Source organism: Burkholderia sp. MSMB2157WGS (assembly GCF_001532755.1).
Taxonomy (GTDB): Bacteria; Pseudomonadota; Gammaproteobacteria; order Burkholderiales; family Burkholderiaceae; genus Burkholderia.
Genome location: NZ_LPJG01000014.1, coordinates 61,158 through 85,475 on the forward strand (window position 1 = coordinate 61,158; position 24,318 = coordinate 85,475).

General features: G+C 67.8%; 24 protein-coding genes. 6 read left to right on the plus strand and 18 right to left on the minus strand.

Annotated features, from left to right (window positions below; all coding sequences use genetic code 11):
• Nucleotides 1–72: 72 nt before the first annotated feature.
• From WT53_RS09615 to WT53_RS09630, 4 genes are all read right to left on the minus strand, one after another.
• Entirely contained in the window at nucleotides 73–2,562 is a 2,490-nt protein-coding gene (locus WT53_RS09615) for a DNA internalization-related competence protein ComEC/Rec2 (RefSeq protein WP_060259500.1), read from the minus strand.
• A gap of 57 nt (nucleotides 2,563–2,619) precedes the next feature.
• The gene (locus tag WT53_RS09620) at nucleotides 2,620–3,408 is read right to left on the minus strand and encodes a TatD family hydrolase (RefSeq protein WP_060259503.1); all 789 of its coding nucleotides are present in this window, start codon (nucleotides 3,406–3,408) and stop codon (nucleotides 2,620–2,622) included.
• A 66-nt stretch (nucleotides 3,409–3,474) separates the two neighbouring features.
• The gene (gene lolD, locus WT53_RS09625; RefSeq protein WP_082727480.1) at nucleotides 3,475–4,233 is read right to left on the minus strand and encodes a lipoprotein-releasing ABC transporter ATP-binding protein LolD; all 759 of its coding nucleotides are present in this window, start codon (nucleotides 4,231–4,233) and stop codon (nucleotides 3,475–3,477) included.
• Nucleotides 4,226–5,479, minus strand: coding sequence for a lipoprotein-releasing ABC transporter permease subunit (locus WT53_RS09630; RefSeq protein WP_034207744.1), 1,254 nt, complete (start codon nucleotides 5,477–5,479; stop codon nucleotides 4,226–4,228). The genes lolD and WT53_RS09630 overlap by 8 nt, the downstream gene beginning before the upstream one ends.
• Before the next feature lie 148 nt (nucleotides 5,480–5,627).
• On the opposite strand from WT53_RS09630, the gene WT53_RS09635 reads away from it, so the two are divergent.
• The 5 genes from WT53_RS09635 (at nucleotide 5,628) to WT53_RS09650 (ending at nucleotide 12,349) form a co-directional block, all read left to right on the plus strand.
• Nucleotides 5,628–6,704, plus strand: coding sequence for a hypothetical protein (locus WT53_RS09635; RefSeq protein WP_059833148.1), 1,077 nt, complete (start codon nucleotides 5,628–5,630; stop codon nucleotides 6,702–6,704).
• Between the two features lie 14 nt (nucleotides 6,705–6,718).
• Nucleotides 6,719–8,416: a single-stranded-DNA-specific exonuclease RecJ gene (gene recJ / locus WT53_RS09640; RefSeq protein ID WP_059828271.1), complete on the plus strand. Its 1,698-nt coding sequence runs from the start codon at nucleotides 6,719–6,721 to the stop codon at nucleotides 8,414–8,416.
• Nucleotides 8,417–8,569: 153 nt separating this feature from the next.
• Nucleotides 8,570–9,674, plus strand: a protein-coding gene (gene prfB / locus WT53_RS32145; protein WP_108041952.1) for a peptide chain release factor 2 whose coding sequence is annotated in 2 segments (ribosomal slippage) — nucleotides 8,570–8,650 and nucleotides 8,652–9,674 — 1,104 coding nt in all. Because the reading frame shifts where the segments join, the coding sequence is not laid out codon by codon here.
• Nucleotides 9,675–9,747: 73 nt separating this feature from the next.
• Nucleotides 9,748–11,274 carry a lysine--tRNA ligase gene (gene lysS / locus WT53_RS09645; protein ID WP_034207747.1) on the plus strand — a complete coding sequence of 509 codons (1,527 nt, stop codon included), beginning with the start codon at nucleotides 9,748–9,750 and terminating at the stop codon, nucleotides 11,272–11,274.
• Between the two features lie 346 nt (nucleotides 11,275–11,620).
• Nucleotides 11,621–12,349: a glycine zipper 2TM domain-containing protein gene (locus WT53_RS09650; protein WP_034207748.1), complete on the plus strand. Its 729-nt coding sequence runs from the start codon at nucleotides 11,621–11,623 to the stop codon at nucleotides 12,347–12,349.
• A 147-nt stretch (nucleotides 12,350–12,496) separates the two neighbouring features.
• Here the strand turns inward: WT53_RS09650 and iscX are convergent, their stop codons facing one another.
• The 12 genes from iscX to WT53_RS09710 form a co-directional block, all read right to left on the minus strand.
• Nucleotides 12,497–12,706 carry a Fe-S cluster assembly protein IscX gene (gene iscX / locus WT53_RS09655; RefSeq protein WP_034207749.1) on the minus strand — a complete coding sequence of 70 codons (210 nt, stop codon included), beginning with the start codon at nucleotides 12,704–12,706 and terminating at the stop codon, nucleotides 12,497–12,499.
• A 19-nt stretch (nucleotides 12,707–12,725) separates the two neighbouring features.
• On the minus strand, nucleotides 12,726–13,067 hold the full coding sequence (fdx, locus tag WT53_RS09660; RefSeq protein ID WP_040144570.1) for an ISC system 2Fe-2S type ferredoxin: 342 nt from the start codon (nucleotides 13,065–13,067) through the stop codon (nucleotides 12,726–12,728).
• Nucleotides 13,068–13,155: 88 nt separating this feature from the next.
• The gene (hscA, locus tag WT53_RS09665; RefSeq protein ID WP_060259562.1) at nucleotides 13,156–15,024 is read right to left on the minus strand and encodes a Fe-S protein assembly chaperone HscA; all 1,869 of its coding nucleotides are present in this window, start codon (nucleotides 15,022–15,024) and stop codon (nucleotides 13,156–13,158) included.
• Between the two features lie 54 nt (nucleotides 15,025–15,078).
• A complete protein-coding gene (hscB, locus tag WT53_RS09670) occupies nucleotides 15,079–15,606 on the minus strand; it encodes a Fe-S protein assembly co-chaperone HscB (RefSeq protein WP_011549462.1) in 528 nt (175 codons plus the stop codon).
• Between the two features lie 96 nt (nucleotides 15,607–15,702).
• Complete coding sequence (iscA, locus tag WT53_RS09675) at nucleotides 15,703–16,026, minus strand: iron-sulfur cluster assembly protein IscA (protein WP_011885413.1); 324 nt, start codon at nucleotides 16,024–16,026, stop codon at nucleotides 15,703–15,705.
• 67 nt (nucleotides 16,027–16,093) lie between these two features.
• Nucleotides 16,094–16,501: a Fe-S cluster assembly scaffold IscU gene (gene iscU, locus WT53_RS09680; RefSeq protein WP_060259506.1), complete on the minus strand. Its 408-nt coding sequence runs from the start codon at nucleotides 16,499–16,501 to the stop codon at nucleotides 16,094–16,096.
• Between the two features lie 67 nt (nucleotides 16,502–16,568).
• Nucleotides 16,569–17,792, minus strand: a complete 1,224-nt coding sequence (locus WT53_RS09685) for an IscS subfamily cysteine desulfurase (protein ID WP_060259509.1) — start codon at nucleotides 17,790–17,792, stop codon at nucleotides 16,569–16,571.
• A 64-nt stretch (nucleotides 17,793–17,856) separates the two neighbouring features.
• A complete protein-coding gene (gene iscR, locus WT53_RS09690; protein ID WP_060259512.1) occupies nucleotides 17,857–18,396 on the minus strand; it encodes a Fe-S cluster assembly transcriptional regulator IscR in 540 nt (179 codons plus the stop codon).
• 114 nt (nucleotides 18,397–18,510) lie between these two features.
• Nucleotides 18,511–18,993 (minus strand): low molecular weight protein-tyrosine-phosphatase, encoded by a 483-nt coding sequence (locus WT53_RS09695; protein ID WP_060259517.1) that lies wholly within the window; start codon nucleotides 18,991–18,993, stop codon nucleotides 18,511–18,513.
• A gap of 101 nt (nucleotides 18,994–19,094) precedes the next feature.
• Nucleotides 19,095–19,322, minus strand: coding sequence for a hypothetical protein (locus WT53_RS09700; RefSeq protein ID WP_034207755.1), 228 nt, complete (start codon nucleotides 19,320–19,322; stop codon nucleotides 19,095–19,097).
• Between the two features lie 128 nt (nucleotides 19,323–19,450).
• Nucleotides 19,451–20,863, minus strand: a complete 1,413-nt coding sequence (locus tag WT53_RS09705) for a lactate utilization protein B (protein ID WP_060259520.1) — start codon at nucleotides 20,861–20,863, stop codon at nucleotides 19,451–19,453.
• 35 nt (nucleotides 20,864–20,898) lie between these two features.
• On the minus strand, nucleotides 20,899–21,621 hold the full coding sequence (locus WT53_RS09710; RefSeq protein ID WP_034207757.1) for a (Fe-S)-binding protein: 723 nt from the start codon (nucleotides 21,619–21,621) through the stop codon (nucleotides 20,899–20,901).
• Between the two features lie 183 nt (nucleotides 21,622–21,804).
• Between WT53_RS09710 and WT53_RS09715 the strand changes: the two genes are divergently transcribed.
• On the plus strand, nucleotides 21,805–22,614 hold the full coding sequence (locus WT53_RS09715) for an IclR family transcriptional regulator (protein WP_034207758.1): 810 nt from the start codon (nucleotides 21,805–21,807) through the stop codon (nucleotides 22,612–22,614).
• A 110-nt stretch (nucleotides 22,615–22,724) separates the two neighbouring features.
• Here the strand turns inward: WT53_RS09715 and pbpG are convergent, their stop codons facing one another.
• The gene (pbpG, locus tag WT53_RS09720; RefSeq protein ID WP_034207759.1) at nucleotides 22,725–23,891 is read right to left on the minus strand and encodes a D-alanyl-D-alanine endopeptidase; all 1,167 of its coding nucleotides are present in this window, start codon (nucleotides 23,889–23,891) and stop codon (nucleotides 22,725–22,727) included.
• A gap of 232 nt (nucleotides 23,892–24,123) precedes the next feature.
• On the minus strand, nucleotides 24,124–24,258 hold the full coding sequence (locus tag WT53_RS34065) for a hypothetical protein (RefSeq protein ID WP_257127825.1): 135 nt from the start codon (nucleotides 24,256–24,258) through the stop codon (nucleotides 24,124–24,126).
• Nucleotides 24,259–24,318 lie beyond the last annotated feature (60 nt).

Here is a 24,318-nt window from a genome sequence, read left to right on the forward strand (position 1 = left end):
TGTCGGAACCGTGCTTCGGCACGCTACGCTGGCCCCGCGCCTTCCGTCCGGACAAGCCGGCCTTCTCCGCGCTTACCGGTCCATCCAGTACCGGCGCCGTTCGTCGCGATAGCGCGCGAAGGTAAACCCGGCGCCCGCCGGCGCGACGTCGAACCGCACGGCGCCGTCGCGATCGGTGCGCGGCAGCGGAATCCCACGCGCCTCGTAGCGGGCGAGCACGGTCCGGTGCGGATGCCCGAAACGATTGCGATAGCCTACAGGAAATACCGCGACGCGCGGCCCGACCGAATCGAGGAAAGGCTCGACCGACGACGTGCGGCTGCCGTGGTGCGGCACGACCAGGATCTGCGCGGCCAGCGCGTCGCGCGCATCGGCCACCAGCCGGCGCTCGGCGGCGGCCTCGATGTCGCCCGTCAGCAGTGCCGACGTGCCGCCCGCATCGATGCGCAGCACACACGATTGGCCGTTCGACGAACCCGTGCCCACCCCGCCCGGCGGCCACAGCATCGTGAAGACGACGCCGTCCCAGGTCCACCGCTGCCCGGCCGCGCACGGCAGCCGATCGGCCACGCCCGCCGCCTGTGCATCGCGCCACAGCCGGTGCCGCGGCGCAATGCCGGCCAGCAACTGGCGCACGTCGGCGGCCGCATAAACGGCCGCTGCGCCGCCCGCATGATCGGCATCCGCATGACTGAGCACGAGCGAATCGATCGTCGCGATGCCGCGCGCCCGCAACGCCGGCGCGACGATCCGCGTACCGGCGTGGGACGACTCCGCACCCGGCCCCGCATCGAACAGCAAGGCCCGCCGCGCCGTTTCGACCAGTACCGCCGCGCCCTGCCCGACGTCGAGCACGGTCAGCCGGAAGCCGCCCGCCGGCGGCGCATCCGGCGCTGGCGCGACGAGCGGCAGCCACGTCAGCGGCGCCGCCCAGCGCAGCGGCCAGCCGCGCGGCATCAGCGCCCACGCGACACCCACGCATGCCAGCACCAGCACCGGCCAGTCGGGCATGCGCAGCCAGAACACGCCGGCCGGCCAATCGGCCAGGTGCCCGAGCAGCGTCATCATCGGCGCGAGCGCCGCATGCGCAAGCCGAAAGGCAGCCGCGTCGAGCGGCGGCGGCAACGCGATGCCGGCCAGCACGACCGGCGTCACGACCGAGCTGACCCACGGAATCGCGAACGCATTGCCGAACGGCCCCGACAGGGAAATCTGCGCGAACCATGCGGCGGTGAGCGGCGCGAGCCCGATCGTCACCGCGTACTGCACGCGCGTCGCCTCGGCGACGCGGCGCCGGCAGCGTGTCGCCCACGCATGCAACCGGCTCCGCGAGCCGGTCGCGCCGCTCTCCGCGCCCGCTTCGTCGAGCTCGTCGGCCTCGCGCACCGCGCGCCAGCCGGCGACGGCCAGCAGGATTACCGCGACCGCACCGAACGACAGCCAGAACCCGGCCGACAGCACGGCCCACGGGTCGGCGAGCAGCACGCCGCCGAGCGCCACGCACAGCACCGCCGACGTCGGCACGCTGCGGCCGGCCAGATACGCGATGCCGCCGCCCGCGATCATCCACCACGCGCGCTGTGCCGGCACGTTGAAGCCGGCGAGCGCGGCGTAGCCGGCCGCCGCAGCCAGCGCGGCGAGCGCGGCCGCGTACGGCGCCGGCAGCACGAGCGTCGCGGCCCGTCCGTGCCAGCGCACGCGGCGCCAGACCATCGAGACGAGCCAGCCGGCGATCGCGCCGACCAGCCCGACATGGAGACCGGAAATCGCGACCAGATGGCTCGTGCCCGTGTTGCGCAGCACGCGCCAATCGTCGTCGCCGATGCCCGACTGGTCGCCGATCGCCAGCGCGGCGACGATGCCGCGATGCGCCGCATCGGTACCGAGCCCCTCGCCGATGCGTGCCCGCAGCATGTCGCGCACCCGATCGATCGATGCACGCCAGCCCGATGCGCGCGCATCGAGCAATACCGCCCGACGCGGCGCACTGACATAGCCGATCGCGCGAATGCCCGCGGCGAGCCACGCCGCCTCGCCGTCGCGCACGCCGGGATTGGCCTCGGCATGCGGACGCTTGAGACGCACGACGAAACGCCAGCGCTGGGCCGCACGCAAATCGGGAAGCGCATCGCGTGTCGCGGATGCGCCATACGCGCGCCACGACAACCGGATCAACGGCGGAAAACGGGTGAGCCCCGCATCGTTCGATTCGACCGCGAACAGCAGCCGCGCACCTGTCTCGTCGACGATGGGCAGCCCGCGGATCACGCCCGTGACGACGATGTCGCGCCCTTCCCACTCGACGGGCAGACTGTCGCGCAGCCGCCATTCGGCCCGCGCGGCCGCATAGCCGAATCCCGCGACGCAGGCCGCGACCGCGCACAACATCCATCCGCCTACGACGACCGCACGCGTGCGCCGACGACGCGCGCACCACGCGCCCAGCGCCGCGCAGGCCGCGAGCACGGCCGCTCCGATCGTCCATGCGATCGCCCCCGGCAACGCCGCCTGCCGCTGCAGCACGACGACGCCGAGCGCGAACGCGATCCACCACACGCGCATTCCGCCTCCTCGTCGACCCGGCGCCGCCCCTGCCCATGCGGCGCCTTCCGGCAACGATTATGCGGACGAAAGCGCGAGTCGCGGCAGCGCGGCGAGCGCGTTAGCCGAAGTGCATAGGGACAATTCGCCGGCATCGAGCCCGCGCAGTTCGGCGAGCACGCCGCCGATGCGCGGCACCTGGTCGGGCGTATTGCGGGATTTGTATGCCCATTCGGGCGCGATGTCGGGCGCGTCGGTCTCGACGACGAGCGCGTCGAGCGGCAATTCGGCGGCGAGCCGGCGGATCTGCCGCGCGCGCGTGAAGGTCACGTTGCCGCCGAAGCCGAGATGCAGCCCCTGCGCAAGATACGCGTCGGCCTGCTGGAAACTGCCGTTGAACGCATGCGCGATGCCGCGCCGTACGCCGAAACGGCGCAGCCCGGCCAGCACGCGGTCCTGCGACTTGCGCACGTGGCAGAGCACCGGCAGATCGAATTCCCGCGCCAGCCTGAGCTGGCCCTGGTAGAAGAACTGCTGCCGGTCTTCGTCGAGGCCCGGCACGAAATAGTCGAGCCCGATCTCGCCGATCGCGACGAAACGCGGATCGTCGAGACTCGCCTCGATCTCCATGCGCAGCCGGTCGAGATCCGCATCGCGCGCTTGCGGCGTATACATCGGATGGATGCCGAGCGCGTACACCGCGCCCGGCGTGCGGTGCGCGAGTTCGCGCACCGTCGTGAAGTTGTCGCGCCCGATGCTCGGGATCACGATGCGCGACACGCCGGCCGCGCACGCAGCCTGCGCGACCGCGTCGCGGTCGGCGTCGAACTCGGCGGCATCGAGATGGCAGTGCGTGTCGATCCACATGGCAGCGGTCCTGCGCCGTTGCGCCGTGCCGGACGAGCCGGCGACCGGCCGCACGCGCGTGGCTTCTTACGCCGGCAGCGCCGGCTCCTCGTGCAGCACCCCGTCGCGCAGCCGCATGATGCGGTCGCAGCGCGCGGCGAGATCGGGATCGTGCGTGACGATCACGAAACTCGTTTCGAGCGTCTCGGACAGCTCTAGCATCAGGTTGAACACCGTGTCGGCCGTCGTGCCGTCGAGGTTGCCGGTCGGCTCGTCGGCGAGCACGCACGCCGGCTTCGTGACCAGTGCGCGCGCAATCGCGACACGCTGCCGCTCGCCGCCCGACAGCTCGCCCGGCCGGTGCTTCGCACGCGGGCCGAGACCGACGCGTTCGAGCATCGCCTGTGCCTGCGCGCGCGCGTCCTCGGTCGTCATCCGGCGGATGCGCAGCGGCATCGCGACGTTGTCGAGCGCCGTGAACTCGGGCAGCAGATGATGGAACTGGTAGACGAAGCCGAGCGCGCGGTTGCGCAGCTCGTTGCGCTCGCGCTCGGCGAGTTGCGTAAACGGCTTGCCGAGCAGCGACACTTCGCCGGCGCTCGGCTCGTCGAGCCCGCCCAGCACGTGCAGCAGCGTGCTCTTGCCGGAGCCCGACGCGCCGACGACCGCGAGCTTCTCGCCGCGCCGCACCGTCAGCTCGGTGTTGTTGAGCACCTGCACGTTGAAGCCGCCCTGCACGAACGCCTTCGTGATCCCGCGCGCCTGAAGCACGTATTCCTGCATACCTGCCGAATCCTGTCTGTTGTGTTGTCGTGAATCCGCGAATGCGGTCGCGCGGTCATTCATAGCGGAGCGCCTCCGCGGGCTTCACCTTCGCGCCGCGCCAGCTCGGATAGAGCGTGGCGACGGCCGACAGCGCGAACGCGATCAACCCGATCCGGATCACGTCGCTCGCGACGAGTTCGGACGGCAGTTCGCTGATGAAGTACACGGACGGCGGCAGGAACTGCACGCCGAACAGGTGCTCGATCATCGGGATCAGCCACGGGATGCTCCATGCGATCAGGCAGCCGAGCGCGACGCCGGACGCGGTGCCGACGAAGCCGATCGTCACGCCCTGCACGACGAAGATCTTCATGATCGACCCCGGCTGCGCGCCGAGCGTGCGCAGGATCGCGATGTCGGCCTGCTTGTTGGTCACCGTCATCACGAGCGACGACACGAGGTTGAACGCGGCCACCGCGATGATCAGCGTGAGGATGATGAACATCATCCGCTTCTCGATCTGCACGGCCGAGAACCAGGTCTTGTTCTGCTGGGTCCAGTCGCGAATGTACAGGCTGCCCGACAGCGTATGCGACAGCTCGACCGCGACCTGCGGCGCCTTCTGCATGTCGGTGAGCCGCAGCCGCACGCCGGTCGGCGCGCTCATCCGGAACAACGCCTCGGCGTCGCGGATGTTGATCATCGCGAGCGTGCTGTCGTATTCGTAGTGGCCCGATTCGAACACGCCGACGACCGTGAACTGCTTCAGGCGCGGCATCATGCCGGCCGGCGTGATCGACCCTTCGGGCGCGACGAGCGTGACCTTGTCGCCGACCGTCACGCCGAGGTTGCCGGCGAGCGCGTCGCCGAGCACGATGCCGAACTGGCCCGGCACGAGCGCATCGAGCTTGCCTGCCTTCATGTCCTTGCCGATGTCCGACACCTGCGGTTCGAGCGACGGCTCGATCCCGCGCAGCATCACGCCGCTCACCGAGTCCTGGCGCGTGAGCAGCGCCTGCGCGTCGACGTACGGCGCCGCGCCGATCACCGACGGATTGCGGCGCGCTTCCTGCGCGGTCAGTTGCCAGTCGGGCATCGAACCCGTCGGCGAGAACACCTCGACGTGCGCGAGCACCGACAGCATGCGGTCGCGCACTTCCTTCTGGAAGCCGTTCATCACCGACAGCACGACGATCAGCGCCGCGACGCCGAGCGCGATCCCGAGCATCGAGACGAGCGCGATGAAGGAAATGAAGCCGTTGCCGGTCGTGCGTTTGCCGGCGCGCGTGTAGCGCCAGCCGATTTGCCATTCGTACGGAAGTTTCAAGCGAATCCTTTCTGCTGGTTACGGCGGGGATGGCGGCCCGCGGCCGGACCGCCATCCGGCGGCAGCCGCCCGGGCGCGAGCGAAAAAACGGTCGCCGGACGCGAACGGGCCGTCGGCCGGCCCGATCACGCGCGCAGTTTGCCATACAATGCGCACCATCATGCACGACCGACGCCTCCATTTTCTCGTTCCGTTCGCGCTGCCGTCGGCGGCCGATGCGGCCTCGTCCCTGCACACGCTGGACAGCCCCGCGCTCCAAAAGTTGCTCGCCCGCGCGAGCCTCGTCGAGCGCGTGGCCGGCGAGGACTTCCAGCGCACGCTGCCGCACGAACGCTGGCTGGCAAGCCGGTTCGGCGCCACGCAAGGCAACGCCGCGGACGAGGCGCCGCTCGCGCCCTACATGCTGCTGGCCGACGGCGGCGATCCCGGCGCGCATGCATGGGCGTGCGTCGAGCCCGTGCACGTCGAAATCGCGCACGATCACCTGGTGCTCGTCGATCCGGCCGCCCTCGCGCTCGACGACGGCGACGCAGCCGCGCTGCTCGCGGTCGCGCGGCCGCTGATCGAGGAGATGGGCGTGCGGCTCGAAGCGCCGAACCCGGCGCGCTGGTATCTGTCGAGCGACCAGCTTGCGCGCCTCGCCGGCGCCGCGCCGCTGCGCGCCAGCGGCCGCAACATCGAGATCTGGCTGCCCCACGAGGCACATACGGGCGAGCGCTCGCGGATGTGGATGAAACTGCAGAACGAAGTACAGATGGCGTGGTTCCAGCATCCGGTGAACGAAGCCCGCGAGGCCCGCGGGCTGCCAGCCGTCAATTCGATCTGGTTCCATGCACAGGGCACGCTGAAGCCGGTCGGCAAGCCGTTCGCGCGCGTGCTGTCCGCGTCGCCCGCCGCACTCGGCCTCGCACGCGCCGCGCAATCCGAAGCCGGCCGCCCGCCCGCGACGTTCGGCGCGCTGCCGGCCGCCGATGGCGCGACGCTCGTCGAGCTGCCGGCGCTGACCACCCCGTTCATCGAGCAGGACTGGGCGCGCTGGCACGACGGGCTCGCCGCGCTCGAGCGCGACTGGTTCGCGCCGGCGCTCGCCGCGCTGCAGAACGGCGAGTTGGCGGCCGTCGATTTCACGCTGTGCGGCGACACGAGCTCCGTGACGCTGCATGCGACCCGCGGCGATCTGCGCAAGTTCTGGCGCCGCCGCGCGCTCGCCTCCCTGTTCGAATAACAACGCCAACCCGTATGACCCGGATCGTTACCCGCCCCGTCGCGCCCGCCGACGCCGAAGCGCTCGCGCGCCACGGCCTGCACCCTGTCCTCGCGCGCCTGTACGCGTCGCGCGGCGTGCAGTCGCCCGTCGACATCGAGACCGCGCTCGCGCGCCTCGTGCCGCCCACCGAGCTGAAAGGCTGCGCCGATGCGGCGGTGCTGCTCGCCGACGCGATCGCCGACAAGCGGCGCCTGCTGGTCGTCGCCGACTACGACTGCGACGGCGCGACCGCCTGCGCGGTCGCGGTGCGCGGCCTGCGGATGTTCGGCGCGCAGATCGACTACCTGGTGCCGAACCGCTTCGAATACGGCTACGGCCTCACGCCCGAGATCGTCGAGCTCGCGGCCGCGCGCAAGCCCGACCTGCTGATCACCGTCGACAACGGGATCGCGAGCGTCGCCGGCGTCGAAGCCGCGAACGCGCGCGGCATCGACGTGCTCGTGACGGATCACCACCTGCCCGGCGACGCGCTGCCCGCCGCGCGCGCGATCGTCAACCCGAACCAGCCGGGCTGCGCGTTCCCGAGCAAGCACCTCGCCGGCGTCGGCGTGATGTTCTACGTGCTGCTCGCGCTGCGCGCCGAGCTGCGCCGCCGCGGCGCGTTCGCGAGCAAGGAAGCCGAGCCGCGCCTCGACGGCCTGCTCGACCTCGTCGCGCTCGGCACCGTCGCCGACGTCGTGCGGCTCGACGGCAACAACCGCGTGCTCGTCGCGCAGGGGCTGCAGCGCATCCGCAACGGCCGCATGCAGCCGGGCGTCGCCGCGCTGTTCCGCGCCGCCGCGCGCGACGCGCGCACCGCGTCGGGCTTCGACCTCGGCTTCGGCCTCGGCCCGCGCCTGAACGCCGCCGGACGGCTGTCCGACATGTCGCTCGGCATCGAATGCCTGATCACCGACGACATCGGCCGCGCGTGGGACCTCGCGCAGCAGCTCGACGCGATGAACCGCGAGCGCCGCGAAATCGAGGCCGGCATGCAGCAGCAGGCGCTCGCCGATCTCGCCGACGTCGATCCGGCCGACGCGTGCACGATCACGCTGTTCAATCCCGCGTGGCACCAGGGCGTGATCGGCATCGTCGCCGGCCGGCTCAAGGAAAAATTCCACCGCCCGTCGTTCACGTTCGCGCATGCCGACGACGAAGGCAAGCGGGTCAAGGGGTCCGGCCGGTCGATCGCGGGCTTTCACCTGCGCGACGCGCTCGACCTCGTCTCGAAACGCGAACCGGACCTGATCGTCGCGTTCGGCGGCCATGCGATGGCGGCCGGCCTCACGCTCGACACCGAAAACGTGCCGCGCTTCGCGGCCGCGTTCGAAGCCGTCGCGCGCGAATGGCTGTCCGACGACGCGCTCGCCCGCGTGATCGAGACCGACGGCGAACTCGAGGACGCGTACTTCACGCCGCAGTTCGTCGGCCTGCTCGACGAGGCCGTCTGGGGACAAGGGTTTCCGGCCCCGCTTTTCTCGGGGGAATTCGACGTCGTGTCGCAGTCGCTCGTGAAGGAAAAGCACCTGAAGCTGCAGCTTGCGCGCGGCCGCCAGCGCTTCAATGCGATCTGGTTCAACCACACCGAGCCGCTGCCGGCGAGCGCGCTGGTCGCGTACCGGCTCGTCGCCGATACGTGGAACGGCGTCACGCGCGTCCAGTTGGTCGTCGAACACGCGGCCGGCTGAGCACGCCGCCCGGCCCGCGACGCGCCGCCGCACACGTGCGCGCCGCGCCGGACGGGGCCGTCGACACGCGTGCAGGCACCGTTTGCGTCACCGGGCAACCCTGCCGATCGGCTATAATTCCGCTTTTTTACGAAGCCGGAACAGCGAACGATCATGGAAGCGGAACGTCTCAACGCGATCGAAAGCTCCCTGCTCGACCTGCGCAATCGCGCGGGCGAGCTTCGGGGGTATCTTTGACTACGACGCCAAAGCTGCGCGTCTGACCGAAGTCAACAAGGAACTCGAAGACCCGAACGTCTGGAACGATTCGAAGAACGCCCAGGCGCTCGGCCGCGAGAAGAAGCTGCTCGAAGGCGTCGTCATGACGCTCACCGCGCTCGATAGCGACCTGCGCGACGCGCTCGACCTGTTCGAGCTGGCACGCGAGGAAGGCGACGAGGATACGCTGCTCGCGTCGGAGGAAGACGCCGCGAAGCTCGAAGCGCGCGTCGGCGACATCGAGTTCCGCCGGATGTTCTCGAACCCGGCCGATCCGAACAACTGCTTCATCGACATCCAGGCCGGCGCCGGCGGCACCGAGGCATGCGACTGGGCGTCGATGCTGCTGCGCCAGTACCTGCGCTACTGCGAACGCAAGGGCTTCAAGGCCGAGGTACTCGAAGAGTCCGACGGCGACGTCGCCGGCATCAAGAACGCGACGGTCAAGGTCACGGGCGAATACGCATACGGCTTCCTGCGTACCGAAACGGGCATCCACCGCCTCGTGCGCAAGTCGCCGTTCGACTCGTCGGGCGGCCGTCACACGTCGTTCTCGTCGGTGTTCGTCTATCCGGAAATCGACGACTCGATCGAAGTCGAGATCAACCCGGCGGACCTGCGCATCGACACGTACCGCGCGTCGGGCGCGGGTGGCCAGCACATCAACAAGACCGACTCCGCGGTGCGGATCACGCACATGCCGACGGGGATCGTCGTGCAGTGCCAGAACGACCGCTCGCAGCACCGCAACCGCGCCGAAGCGATGGCGATGCTGAAGTCGCGCCTGTACGAAGTCGAAATGCGCAAGCGCCAGGCCGAGCAAGACAAGCTCGAATCGAGCAAGACCGATGTGGGCTGGGGCCACCAGATCCGCTCGTACGTGCTCGACCAGAGCCGCGTGAAGGACCTGCGCACGAACGTCGAAATGAGCAACACGCGGGCGGTGCTCGACGGCGACCTCGACGACTTCATCAGCGCGAGCCTCAAACAGGGCGTGTAAGCGCCGCGGCGCGGCCTGTCCGCGCCGCCCTTTCCGTTCGCGTTGCCGCACCCCACTCCGAATTCCGACCATCATGACCGAATCGACCCAAACGCAGCCCGCCGTCACGGCGGACGACAACCAGATCATCGCCGAGCGCCGCGAGAAGCTGCGCGCGTTGCGCGAGCAAGGCGTCGCCTATCCGAACGACTTCCGGCCCGAGCACCACGCAGCCGACCTGCAGGCCAAATTCGCCGATTCGGACAAGGCCGCGCTCGAAGCGAACCCGGTCGAGGTGTCGGTGGCCGGCCGCATGATGCTCAAGCGCGTGATGGGCAAGGCGAGCTTCGCGACGGTGCAGGACGGGTCGGGCCAGATCCAGTTCTTCGTGACGCCGAACGACGTCGGCGCCGACACCTACGACGCGTTCAAGAAGTGGGACCTCGGCGACATCGTCGCCGCGCGCGGCGTGCTGTTCCGCACCAACAAGGGCGAGCTGTCGGTCCAGTGCAAGGAGCTGCGCCTGCTGTCGAAGGCGCTGCGGCCGCTGCCGGACAAGTTCCACGGCCTGTCCGACCAGGAAATGCGCTACCGCCAGCGCTACGTCGACCTGATCGTCACGCCGGAAACGCGCGACACGTTCCGCGCCCGCACGAAGACGATCGCGTCGATCCGCAAGTTCATGGACAACGCCGAGTTCATGGAAGTCGAGACGCCGATGCTGCACCCGATCCCGGGCGGCGCGGCCGCGAAGCCGTTCGTCACGCATCACAATGCGCTCGACATGCAGATGTTCCTGCGCATCGCGCCGGAGCTGTACCTGAAGCGCCTGATCGTCGGCGGCTTCGAGCGCGTGTTCGAAATCAACCGCAATTTCCGGAACGAAGGCGTGTCGCCGCGTCACAACCCGGAATTCACGATGATGGAGTTCTACGCCGCGTACACCGACTACCGCTGGCTGATGGACTTCACCGAGCAACTGATCCGCCAGGCGGCGATCGACGCGCTCGGCACCGCGACGATCCAGTACCAGGGCCGCGAGCTCGACCTCGCGAAGCCGTTCCATCGCCTGACGATCACCCAGGCCATCCAGAAGTACGCACCGAACTACACCGACGGCCAGCTGTCGGACGACGCGTTCCTGCGTACCGAACTGAAGCGCCTAGGCGTCGACGTGTCGCAGCCGGCGTTCCTGAACGCCGGCGTCGGCGCGCTGCAGCTCGCGCTGTTCGAGGAAACGGCCGAAGCGCAGCTGTGGGAACCGACGTTCATCATCGACTATCCGGTCGAGGTGTCGCCGCTCGCGCGCGCATCGGACACGGTGCCGGGCATCACCGAGCGTTTCGAGCTTTTCATGACCGGCCGCGAGATCGCGAACGGCTTCTCGGAGCTGAACGACCCGGAAGACCAGGCCGCGCGCTTCAAGAAGCAGGTCGAGCAAAAGGATGCAGGCGACGAGGAAGCGATGTTCTTCGACGCCGATTACATCCGCGCGCTCGAATACGGGATGCCTCCGACGGGCGGCTGCGGGATCGGCATCGACCGTCTCGTGATGCTGCTGACCGACAGCCCGACGATTCGCGACGTGCTGCTGTTCCCGCATCTGCGCCGCGAAGACTGACGCCGTGCCCCCGTATGCGCCGCGCCACGCGGTGCATACGGAGCGGCTTTGTAACCGCGCGTAAATCCTGCCCGCCGGCGTTCGCCGGCTTTCGCTCCTCCCCCGTTTTATTCCCTCGTCGCACCGGCCTTCTCCGGGTTTTCCCGATGGCGCCCGCCGCACCCGTGCTGCAATTCGTTACACCTTGATACGGCGCACCGCTTGGCCGTGGACGACACTCCTGTTGCGTCACCACGCATGACCACGGGACCAGAACGAGGCGCCGGAACGCCAAGTCTGCTCGCTCCCGAGCGTGGGATCCTGCTCCGGCGCAGTGTGCCGATCCGGATCGACATTGGAGAACAAAATGGACAACCAGAATCAGACCACGCCGCAAAAGCAACGCCTCCACCCGCTCATCGCCACCGCGGCCGGCGCCGTCATCGTCGCCAGCCTCGCGGCGACGGCAGCGATCACGGGCGTATTCCCGAAGGCCAGCAGCAGCAATGAACAGAACGGCCAGACCCAGGCCGCGCTGATCGCGTCGCAGCCGGCCGTCGACACGGCCGCGGCTGCCAGCGCCGCACTGGCCGCGCAAGCGCAGCGACAGGCAGCAGAACAGGCCGCCGCCCAGCAGAAGGCCGCCGTCGCGCAAGCCGAACCGAAGCCGGCGCCGCGCCCGGCTGCGCCGCATCGCCATCACACGGCCGCCCCGCAGCCGCCGCAATACGCGCAGCAGCCGTCGGCGCCCGCGCAAACCTACTGCCAGAGCTGCGGCACGGTCGTCGCGATCACGCAGACGCGCACGCCGGGCCAGAGCTCCGGGATCGGTGCGGTCGGCGGCGCGGCCGCCGGCGGCCTGCTCGGCAACCAGTTCGGTCACGGCAACGGCCGCACCGCGATGACGATCATCGGCGCGCTCGGCGGCGGTCTCGCCGGCAACCAGGTCGAGAAGCAGGTGCGCGCGGAAACGGACTATCAAGTGCAAGTGCAGATGGAAAGCGGCGCAACGCGCACGTTCACGTACCACAACCCGCCGCCGTTCGGTCAGGGCCAGCGCGTGCGGATCGAGAACGGCACGCTGGTCGGCGCGTAAGCACCTGCGCGTCATCGCCGACGCCCCCGCCCGCGCATCGTGCGCGGGCAGTCCGCCCAAAACGAAAACGGCTCGCGAGCAAACGCTCACGAGCCGTTTTTCATGGGCGCGGCGTGCGCCGTTGCAGCGCATGCCGTGACCGGTCGGTCAGTCTTCGTCGTCGAAATCCGATTCGTCGATCCAGTGCGCCTGGATCGCCTCGAGGATCTTCTCGCCGGAGTGCGCGGGATCGTCGGCGAAGCCGTCGAGTTCGAGCACCCACTGGCGCAGATCGACGAAGTTGATTCGCTGCGGGTCGATGTCCGGGTACTTTTCCGCCAGCGCAATGGCTATTTCACGCGAATCGGTCCATTTCATCGCCTGCCTCCGGTTCCTGTCAGTGATTTTCCTTCGCGTGGTTGATCGAGTACTTCGGAATCTCGACCACCAGGTCCGAATCTTCCTTCACGATCGCCTGGCACGACAGGCGCGACGTCGGCTCGAGACCCCACGCCTTGTCGAGCAGATCGTCTTCGTCCTCTTCGGACGGCTCGAGATCGTTGAAACCCTCGCGAATCACCACGTGGCACGTCGTGCACGCGCACGACTTCTCGCACGCATGTTCGATCTCGATCCCGTTGTCGAGCAGGTTGTCGCAAATACTCTTGCCGGGCGTCGCGTCGATCACTGCGCCGTCCGGGCACAGTTCGACGTGAGGCAGCACCACCAGTTGAGGCATGTCCGTTCCGTCAGTCAGGGTGCGGCGGCTGGCGCCGCACGGTTCAATATCGCGCGGGCCGTCGCCGGCCCGCGTGCAGGTCGTTCGTTCAGATCTCGTCGAGGCGCCGGCCCGACAGCGCGCGCTTGATGCTCTTGTCCATCCGGCGCGCGGCGAATTCGTCGGTGCCGTCGGCGAGCGTCTTCGTCGCCGTTTCAATCGCGTCCGCATCGTCGCCCTGCGCGACCGTGCGCAGCGCCGCGACGAGCGTGTCGATCTGCGCGCGTTCAGCGTCGTCGAGCAGCTCGCCGTCGGCGGCCAGCGCCGCCTGCGTCGCCTCGATCATCCGCTCGGCCTCGACCTGCGCTTCGCGCAGCGCGCGTGCGCGCATGTCGATCTCGGCGGTCTTGAAGCTGTCCTCGAGCATCTTCGCGATGTCGTCGTCGGCAAGGCCGTACGACGGCTTCACGACGACCGACGCTTCGACGCCCGAATGCTGCTCGCGCGCGAACACCGACAGCAGTCCGTCCGCATCCACCTGGTACGTCACGCGGATGCGCGCCGCCCCGGCCGTCATCGGCGGAATGCCGCGCAGCTCGAAGCGCGCGAGCGACCGGCAGTCGGCGACGAGCTCGCGCTCGCCCTGCACGACGTGAATCGCCATCGCGGTCTGGCCGTCCTTGAAGGTCGTGAATTCCTGCGCACGCGCGATCGGAATCGTCGAGTTGCGCGGAATGATCTTCTCGACGAGGCCGCCCATCGTCTCGACACCGAGCGACAGCGGAATCACGTCGAGCAGCAGCCAGTCGTCGCCGGTGCCGCGATTGCCCGCGAGCAGGTCGGCCTGGATCGCCGCGCCGAGCGCGACGACCTGATCCGGATCGAGGTTCACGAGCGGCGGCTGGCCGAAATACCTGGCAACCGCATCGCGGATCACCGGCATGCGCGTCGCGCCGCCGACGAGCACGACACCCTTGATGTCGGCCGGCGTGACCTGCGCATCGCGCAGCGCCTTGCGGGTCGGCCCGAGCGTGCGCTGCACGAGCGGCTCGACGAGCGACGCGAACGTGTCGTGCGAAATCGTCTGCACCAGATGCGCACCGTTCGACAGCGTCACGTCGAGCGCTGCCTGCGGCGCGGACGACAGCGCCTCCTTCAGCCCCCGCACGCGATCGAGCAGCAGGCGCACGTCTTCGGCCGCGAGCGTCTTCGCGTCGATACCGGCCTGCGCGAGCACGTGATCGAACAGCGCATGGTCGAAATCGTCGCCGCCCAGCGCGGAGTCGCCGCCCGCCGCCAGCACTTCGAACACGCCCTTCGTCAGCTTCAGGATCGACAGGTCGAACGTGCCGCCGCCGAGGTCGTACACCGCGTAAAGGCCTTCGGCCGCGTTGTCGAGACCATAGGCGATCGCCGCGGCGGTCGGTTCGTTCAGCAGGCGCAGCACGTTGAGGCCCGCGAGACGCGCGGCATCCTTGGTCGCCTGGCGCTGCGCGTCGTCGAAGTACGCGGGCACCGTGATCACCGCGCCGACCAACTCGTCGCCGAGCGAATCCTCAGCGCGATACCGCAGCGTCGCGAGAATTTCGGCCGATACTTCGACCGGGCTCTTCACGCCGTCGACCGTGCGGATCTGCACCATGCCCGGCGCATCGACGAATTCGTACGGCGCGTTCGCCGCGCCTTCGACTTCGGCCTTGCCGCGGCCCATGAAGCGCTTGACCGACACGATCGTGTTGCGCGGATCGGTCGCGGCCTGCTCCTTCGCTTCGTGGCCGATGCGGCGGCCGCCCTTCTCGAGGTAACGGACCACCGACGGCAGCAGCACGCGGCCCGCTTCGTCCGGCAGTACTTCAGGCACGCTGTTGCGCACGGCGGCGACGAGCGAGTTCGTCGTGCCGAGATCGATCCCGACGGCGAGCCGCCGCTGATGCGGCGCCGGCGCCATGCCCGGTTCGGAAATTTGCAGTAAAGCCATCTTGGTTCGTTCGGGCGCTTGGCCCGTTTGCTGCGCGTGCCGCAAGGCACGCGGTTAAGTTTCGAGGCGCTCGATCTGCGCGCCCACTTCCGACGCGACCCGTTCGATGAACATCAGCTGACGCACGGCTTCCGCGGCGGCCTGATCGGCACCGCTGTCGAGCAACGTGCCGAGGCGCTCGACGCGCACGCGCTTCTCGTCGCGCAACTCGGCGAGCAATGCGTCGAGCGCGTCGACGTTGCGGGCGGCCGCGGCATCCTCGATGCCCTCGCGCCACTCCATCTGCTGCATCAGGAATGCAGGCTCCATCGCGGTGTTGTTTTCCGCGCCGATGTCGACGCCGCGCAGCGACAGCAGATAGGACGCGCGCTTCAGCGGATCGCGCAGCGTGCGGTACGCCTCGTTCGCGCGGGTGGCCCATTGCATCGCGATGCGCTTTTGCGCGTCGCCGGCCGCCGCGAAGCGGTCCGGGTGCACCTGCGTCTGCACCGTCCGGTAGGCGGCGTCGAGCGCCGCCTCGTCGAGCGCGAATTGCGCCGGCAGGTGAAACAGATCGAAATGGCTGTCTTTCAGCGAAACCATCGTCGCGTTGAATTCCGGTTCGTCGCGCGGCAAACGCCGCACATTAAAAAGGCGGCCCGTGCCGCCTCTTGCCCGCATCGCGCGGAGGGAGCCGCGTCACACGCGGAACGATTCCCCGCACCCGCACTCGTCCTTCACGTTCGGGTTGTTGAACTTGAACCCTTCGTTCAGGCCTTCGCGGGCGAAGTCGAGCTCGGTGCCGTCGATATAGGCGAGGCTCTTCGGATCGACGACCACCTTCACGCCATGGCTCTCGAACACCTGATCCTCGGGAGCGAGCTCGTCGACATACTCGAGCTTGTACGCGAGCCCCGAGCACCCGGTCGTGCGAACGCCAAGCCGCAGGCCGACCCCCTTGCCGCGACGGACGAGGTATTTCTGGACGTGCTGTGCTGCTTTTTCGGTCAGTGTAATTGCCATGATGTCCTTGCCGCGGCGCGCCACCGGGGCCCGCCGCGTTTCCTTCCCTAGCCGCTCTCGATGCCGCTCAGGCTGCTGCCTGATCGCTTTCCTTGGCGTCGTGGCGCTTCTTGTAATCGGCCACGGCTGCCTTGATCGCGTCTTCCGCGAGGATCGAGCAGTGAATCTTCACCGGCGGCAGCGCGAGTTCCTCGGCGATCTGCGTGTTCTTGATCGACAGGGCCTCGTCGAGCGTCTTGCCCTTCACCCATTCGGTGACGAGCGAGCTCGATGCGATCGCCGAGCCGCAACCGTAGGTCTTGAACTTCGCGTCTTCGATCACGCCGTCCGCGCCGACGCGGATCTGCAGCTTCATCACGTCGCCGCAGGCTGGCGCGCCGACCATGCCCGTGCCGACCGCGTCGTCGTCCTTCGCGAACGAACCGACGTTGCGCGGGTTTTCGTAGTGATCCAGAACCTTGTTGCTGTAAGACATGACTCAGACTCCTTGACTCGTTACGTCTGCGTGCGTCAATCCGCGCGCGGTTGCATTCAATGCGGTATCAGTGTGCGGCCCATTCGATCGTCGACAGATCGATGCCTTCCTGGTGCATCTCCCAGAGCGGCGACAGTTCGCGCAGCTTCGCGATCTTGCTGTTCAGCAGATCGATCACGAAGTCGACTTCCTGCTCCGTCGTGAAGCGGCCGACCGTGAAGCGGATCGAGCTGTGCGCGAGCTCGTCGTTGCGGCCGAGCGCGCGCAGCACGTACGACGGCTCGAGCGACGCCGACGTGCACGCGGAACCCGACGACACCGCGACGTCCTTGATCGCCATGATCAGCGACTCGCCTTCGACGAAGTTGAAGCTGATGTTCAGGTTGTGCGGGACACGGTGATCCATGTCGCCGTTCACGTAGGTTTCCTCGATCTGCGACAGGCCGCGCAGCAGCTTGTCGCGCAGCATGCGGATACGCTCGTTCTCGGTCGCCATTTCCTCGCGCGCGATGCGGAACGCTTCGCCCATGCCGACGATCTGATGCGTCGGCAGCGTGCCCGAGCGCATGCCGCGCTCGTGGCCGCCGCCGTGCATCTGCGCTTCGATGCGCACGCGCGGCTTGCGACGCACGTACAACGCGCCGATGCCCTTCGGACCGTACGTCTTGTGCGCCGAGAACGACATCAGGTCGACCTTCAGCTTCGCGAGGTCGATCCCGACCTTGCCGGTCGACTGCGCGGCATCGACGTGGAACACGATGCCCTTCTCGCGGCAGATCTCGCCGATCGTCTCGATGTCCTGGATCACGCCGATCTCGTTGTTCACGTGCATCACCGACACGAGGATCGTGTCCGGGCGCAGCGCGGCCTTGAACACGTCGAGGTCGATCAGCCCGTCTTCCTTCACGTCGAGGTAGGTGACTTCGAAACCGTCCCGCTCGAGCTCGCGGCACGTGTCGAGCACGGCCTTGTGCTCGGTCTTCACCGTGACGATGTGCTTGCCCTTGCCCTTGTAGAAGTTCGCGGCGCCCTTGATCGCGAGGTTGTCCGACTCCGTGGCGCCCGACGTCCAGATGATTTCGCGCGGATCGGCGTTCACGAGTGCGGCCACCTGCTCGCGCGCTTCCTCGACTGCACGCTCCGCGTCCCAGCCATAGGCATGGCTACGCGACGCCGGGTTGCCGAACTGCTCGCGCAGGTACGGCACCATCTTGTCGACCACGCGCGGATCGACCGGCGTCGTCGCGCTGTAATCCATATAGATGGGCAGGTGGAGAGTCTGTTGGGTCATCTGTCGCTCCGGGTATTCTGTGCAGGGACTATGTGCGTTATGGGGTATGGCGGCGCCTTCGCGCTCACGAACTCGCGATGTTGAACACCGAATTGGGGCCGAGCGGCATCGTGCGCACGGACTCGGCCGGTGCGGCGACGGGCTCCGGCGTGCGACGGTCGCGCAGCACCGCCGGGGCGCCCTCGCGTGCGCGCTGCTGATCGACGAGATCCTGCAGCGACACCGAATCGAGGTATTCGACCATTTTCTGGTTCAGCGTCGACCACAGCTCGTGCGTCATGCAATGGCCGTCGGGCTGCTTCGAGCCGTCGCACGTGCCTTTGCCGCCGCACTGCGTGGCGTCGAGCGGTTCGTCGACCGCGATGATGATGTCGGCAACGGTGACGTCCTGCGCGCGACGCGCGAGGTTGTAGCCGCCGCCCGGGCCGCGCACGGATTCGACGATTTCATGCCTGCGCAGCTTGCCGAACAGCTGTTCGAGATACGAGAGCGAAATCCGCTGGCGCTGACTGATGCCTGCAAGCGTCACCGGGCCCTGCTCCTGGCGCAGCGCCAAGTCAATCATCGCCGTGACGGCGAAACGGCCTTTGGTGGTGAGTCTCATGGTGTCTAGGGGACTGCAATCTTGACGATTTTGGTCAAGTATAAATATTTGACGTTTTTAGTCAAGTATCCACGTCTTTGAAAGGGTATTCGCAAACCGCTGAATATTGCGCGGTCAGCGCGCCGTACGTGCGCGGAGCGTCTCCAGCAGGCCCGCGCAGGCGCGCTCGACCTGATCGAGCACTCGCTCGAAGCCCTGCGCGCCGCCGAAATACGGATCCGCCACTTCGGCTTCGGTCGCGCCCGGCGCGAACTCCATCAGCAGGCGCACCTTGTCGCGATGCTGCGGCGGGCAACGGCGGCGCAGTTCGGCGAGATTCGCTTCGTCCATCGCGAGCAGCAGGTCGAACCGCTCGAAATCCGCCGCGCTCACCTGTCGCGCGCGCAGCGCCGACAGATCGTAGCCGCGGCTCCTGGCGGCCGCCTGCGCACGCGAATCCGGCGGCTCGCCCACGTGCCAGTCGCCGGTGCCGGCCGAATCGATCGCGATCCGGTCGGCCAGCGCGGCCGCGTCGACCTGATGACGCATCACGCCCTCCGCGGTGGGCGAACGGCAGATGTTGCCGAGACAGACGAAACAGATCGCAACGCGGGTCATCGCACTATCGGAAAGCCGCGGCGGACCGCGTGGGTGAAGAACACGACATTATACAAAGGGGGCCGAAATCGCGCCGTCGCGCGAAGCGACGGCGCCCTGCCTTACAGCGCCTTCGGCGCAGCAAGCGCAATGTCGCCGGATGCTGCCGGCAGCGGCTGCGCCGCGTCGCCGACCAGCCCGAACGACACCGCGCGCGCCAGCTCGGCGGACGCCTGGTGAACCGCGAGCGGGCCGCGTGACGGCGCACCGTCCATCGCATGCAGATAGGCAACCGCTGCCAGCGGAACCACGATTGCCAGCGGCCAGTACATCGATATTGTCTTTTTCATGATGCGGACCTCCTTGACCTCGTACCCCGAAACCCGATTCCGGGGACTACAGACGAGATTCTATAGATCGCATCTATCGAGATAAATATGCAAATAGCGAACGCACTGTTGCCGCCCGCTGAACAGTGTCAGCCGAGGTGGCTTTGCGACGCCGCGTACAGTTCGCGGAACGTGCGCCCGGTCGGCGTCGGCATGTCGCGCGTATCCATCCAGCCGCCCATCATCGGCAAGCGCCGCAGCGTGCCGGCATCGCCGCCCAGCCGCTCGAGAATGCGCACCGCGAGCTTCGTCGTCAGCGCATACAGCATCGGCCGCCGTGCGACGAAGCCCCACGCGGCGAGCGCCGCCCGCTCGCGCCACGGCCGCAGGTGGCGCTCGACCTGCTTCTCGCGCAGCGTGCGCAACAGGTGCGACAACGGAATCCCGGCCGGGCATACGCTGTCGCATTCGCCGCACAGCGTCGCCGCCTGCGGCAGGTCGAGCGCGCGGTCGAGCCCGACGTAGCTCGGCGTCAGCACCGATCCCATCGGGCCCGGATAGACCCAGCCGTACGCATGACCGCCGACCTTCTGGTACACCGGGCAATGGTTCATGCACGCGCCGCAGCGGATGCAGCGCAGCATCTCCTGGAATTCGCCGCCGATCAGGCCGGTGCGGCCGCCGTCGACGAGCACCACGTAGTTGTGCTCGGGGCCGTCCTCGTCGCCCGGCCCGCGCGGCCCGGTCAGCAGCGAGAAATAGTTCGACGTCTTCTGCCCCGTCGCGGAACGCGGCAGCAGCCGCATCGCGGTCGCGAGATCCTCGAGCGTGGGCAGCACCTTCTCGATGCCCGTCACCGCGACGTGCACGCGCGGCATGACCGTGCACATGCCTTCGTTCCCTTCGTTCGTCACGATGGCGACCGAGCCCGTTTCCGCGATCACGAAGTTGCCGCCGGTCACGCCCATGTCGGCCGACATGAAATGCGGGCGCAGCACCTCGCGTGCCTCGCGCGTCATGTCCGGAATCTCGGTGAGCCGCTCGCGCTGGTGCGTACGCGCGAACAGATCGGCGATCTCGTCCTTGTCCTTGTGCACGACGGGCGCAATGATGTGGCTGGGCGGCTCGTTGTCGTTGATCTGCAGGATGTATTCGCCGAGGTCCGTCTCGATCGACTGCACGCCCATCTCGGCGAGCACCGCGTTCAGGCGCATTTCCTCGGACACCATCGACTTGGTCTTGATGACCTTCTTCACGTCGTGCCGGCGTGCGATGTCGGCCACGAGCCGGGCGGCGTCCGCGGTCGTTTCGGCGAACAGCACCGTCGTGCCGCGCCGCGTCGCCTCGCGCTCGAACGCCTCGAGCCACACGTCGAGATTCTCCAGCGCACGGTTGCGGCGCGCCTTGAGAGCAGCGCGCGTGGCCGGGAAGTCGATCAGGGTCATCGCATCGGCGCGCGCGGGCACGAACTTCGTCGACAGCTTCTTCAGGTTCTGCTGCAGGCGCTGGTCGGCCAGCTTCTGGCCGGCGCGCGCCTTGAAATGCATCGATTGGACTTGCATCGCGGTATCGGGGGAAATGTGAGCGGAACCGGGCGTCAGACATCGCCCGCCAGCACCTGCGCGACGTGCAGCACGCGCGTGTCGCGGTCGCCGGTGCGACGCAACCGCCCTTCGATGTTCAGCATGCAGCCGAGATCGCCGAGCACGACGGCGCCCGCGCCGGACCCGCGCACGTTCGCGCATTTTTCGTCCGCGATGGCCGCCGAGATGTCGCCGTATTTCACCGCGAACGTGCCGCCGAAGCCGCAGCAATGCTCGCAGTCCTTCATCTCGGTGACGGTCACGCCGCGCTGCGCGAGCAGCGCGCGCGGCTGCGCCTTCACGCCGAGCTCGCGCAGGCCCGAGCACGCGTCGTGATAGGTGACCGGCCCGGTGAATTCACCCGGCGCGAGCGACACCTTCGCGACGTTCGCGAGGAAATCGGTCAGTTCGTGGACTTTCTGCTGGAACCGCACGTAGCGCCCCATCAGTTCGGGATCGTCGCGGAACAGGTCGCCGTAGTGCGCGCGGATCATCCCGCCGCACGAGCCCGACGGCGCGACGACGTAATCGAACTGCTCAAACTCGCGCAGCGTCTTTTCCGCGAGGTCGCGCGCGAGCGCGCGGTCGCCCGAGTTGTAGGCCGGCTGGCCGCAGCACGTTTGCGTGGGCGGCACGATCACTTCGTAGCCGGCGTCGCGAATCAGCTTGAGCGCCGAAAAACCGATTTCGGGGCGCATCAGGTCGACCAGGCAGGTCACGAACAAACCGACTCGCATACGTGCTCCTTCGGGAAAACGGCCCTCATTATCCGACGTTTGGCCGGCAAGACCAACGCCGGCCCGCGCGCAAGCCCGCCGCGCGCGAAGCGAGGACTTCCTCGAACGGCGTTCGCTTTTTTCACGATACGAGATACAATCGATCCAACACCGCTTGACGCGTCAACCGATTCCTCCCCCGACATGAGCCAACCCACCCCGGATTCCAAAACATCGATCCAGGTGATCGAACGCATGATGCGGTTGCTGGACGCGCTCGCCGCGCACAGCGACCCTGTCAGCCTGAAGGAACTCGCGCAGCGCACCGAGCTGCATCCGTCGACCGCGCACCGCATCCTCAACGACATGGTGACGTGCCGCCTCGTCGACCGCTCCGATCCCGGCACCTACCGCCTCGGCATGCGGCTGCTCGAGCTGGGCAATCTCGTGAAGGCGCGCCTGTCGGTGCGCGACGCGGCGCTGATGCCGATGCGCGAGTTGCACCGCCTCACCGGGCAGACCGTGAACCTGTCGGTACGCCAGGGCGACGAGATCGTCTACATCGAGCGCGCGTACTCGGAGCGCTCGGGGATGCAGGTCGTCCGCGCGATCGGCGGCCGCGCACCGCTGCACCTCACGTCGGTCGGCAAGCTGTTCCTCGCGGCCGACGAAACGTCGCGCGTGCGCGCCTATGCGACGCGCACGGGGCTGTCCGGCCATACCCAGAACAGCATCACCGATATCGCGAAGCTCGAGCGCGAACTGACCCTCGTCCGCCAGCAATCGTGCGCGCGCGACAACGAGGAGCTCGAACTCGGCGTGCGCTGTATCGCGGCCGGCATCTACGACGATTCGGGCAAGCTCGTCGCGGGTCTGTCGCTGTCGGCACCGGCCGACCGCCTGCAGGATGCGTGGCTCGGCCAGTTGAGCCGGACGGCGCTCACCATCTCGGAATCGCTCGGCTACCGGCCGGCGCCCGCGAAGGACATGGACGGGCTGCAGCGGCAGGCGTAAGCCGCGGCATCGACCCGGTTCCGACTCCGGTTTCACCGGACAAAAAAGCCCCGCGATTGCGGGGCTTCTTCGTTGCGGCGACCGGTACGGCGGCGAACCGCCGCACACGATCAGGTACCGCCGCTCGGCGTGTTGGCCGCCGTCAGGCGTTCGCCGCCGCCGGCATCGAGCCAGTTGCGCAGGCGCGACGCGTCGGCGAAGCGCGAGTACTTGCCGAACGAATCGAGCAAGACCATCACCATCGGCCGGCCGTGGATCGTCGCCTGCATCACCAGGCATTCGCCCGCTTCGTTGATGAAGCCCGTCTTCTGCAGGCCGATGTCCCACGAACCGTTGCCGCGGATCAGCGCGTTGGTGCTGTTGTAGACCAGATTGCGCTTGCCCGTGTACACCTCGTAAGTGCGATCGGTCGAGAACTGGCGGATCAACGGGTACTGGTACGCCGCATTGACCATCTTCACGAGGTCGCGCGCGCTCGACACGTTCGAGCTCGACAGGCCGGTCGAATTCTCGAAGTGCGTATCGGTCATGCCGAGCGACTTCGCCTTCGCGTTCATCGCCGCGATGAACGCCGGACGGCCGCCCGGGTAGTAACGCGACAGCGCGGCGGCCGCGCGGTTTTCCGACGCCATCAGCGCGATGTGCAGCATGTCCTCGCGCGACAGCACCGAGCCGACCGACAGGCGCGAGCCCGTGCCCTTCTCGTAGTCGCGGTCTTCGTCGGTGACTTCGAGCTGGTCGGTCATCGGCGACTTCGAGTCGAGCACGACCATGGCCGTCATCAGCTTCGAGATCGACGCGATCGGCACGACCGCGTGCGAATTCTTGTCGAACAGCGGCTCGCCGGAATTCTGGTCGACGACGTACGCGACGCTCGAGCGCAGCGCGAGCGCATCGGGCGTGTCGTGCAGGCCGAACGCCTGGCCGACCGTCGGCCGGCGCGGCTGGAACGCGACCTTGCGCACCGCGCCGCGATGGCCGCCATGCAGGCTATTCGCCGCGAGCGTCACGCGCTTTCGCGACGCTTTCGCGCGCGGCGCATCGGCCTCGGCGACCTTCGCGGATTTGTCGGCGCTCGCCTTGGCCGACTTCTTCTTCGCTGACGAAGCAGGAGCGACGGCTTTTTTCTTGGCGGCTTGGGTCTTCGCAGTGGCGGCGAAGGCGTCGGCAGGCAGGACGGACGCGGTGGTCGCCAACAACGCGACTGCGACCGACACAGCGGTGCCGAGCGTCATGCTCTGCAACAATCTGCGCGGTGAAAACGATTCGGCTTTCATTGGGGTCTGGACAAAGCGGGCGGGAGGTTTCCGCAAGTGTAGTTAAAGCTGAAAAAAAGAGCAATATTAGGCACTTACCGATCGTCTTTAAACCGGAATGTAAGAGTCGGCCAACCTCCGGCCAATCGACCCTTGCGCTCCCATCGAAAAAATCGATGAGATGCCCTGCCCGACAGCGCCCGTCTCCCGATTACCACACGGTTAATTGAGATAACGTCACTTCGGAGGCGATTTAAAGCGGGGAAAGTACGTATCCGGTGCTCGGCATGCCAAAGGCGCCGGTCTCGACCGTGGCGGCGGCACGTCGCCACGGCACGCGCATCGAAACGGCGCGTTTTTCGACAGGAACAGAAGGATAACGTTCCATGGGCCTGTCAGGTTTACCTGCGCGTGATCATGGTGCGGCGCGCTTGCCCCATCGCCGTGC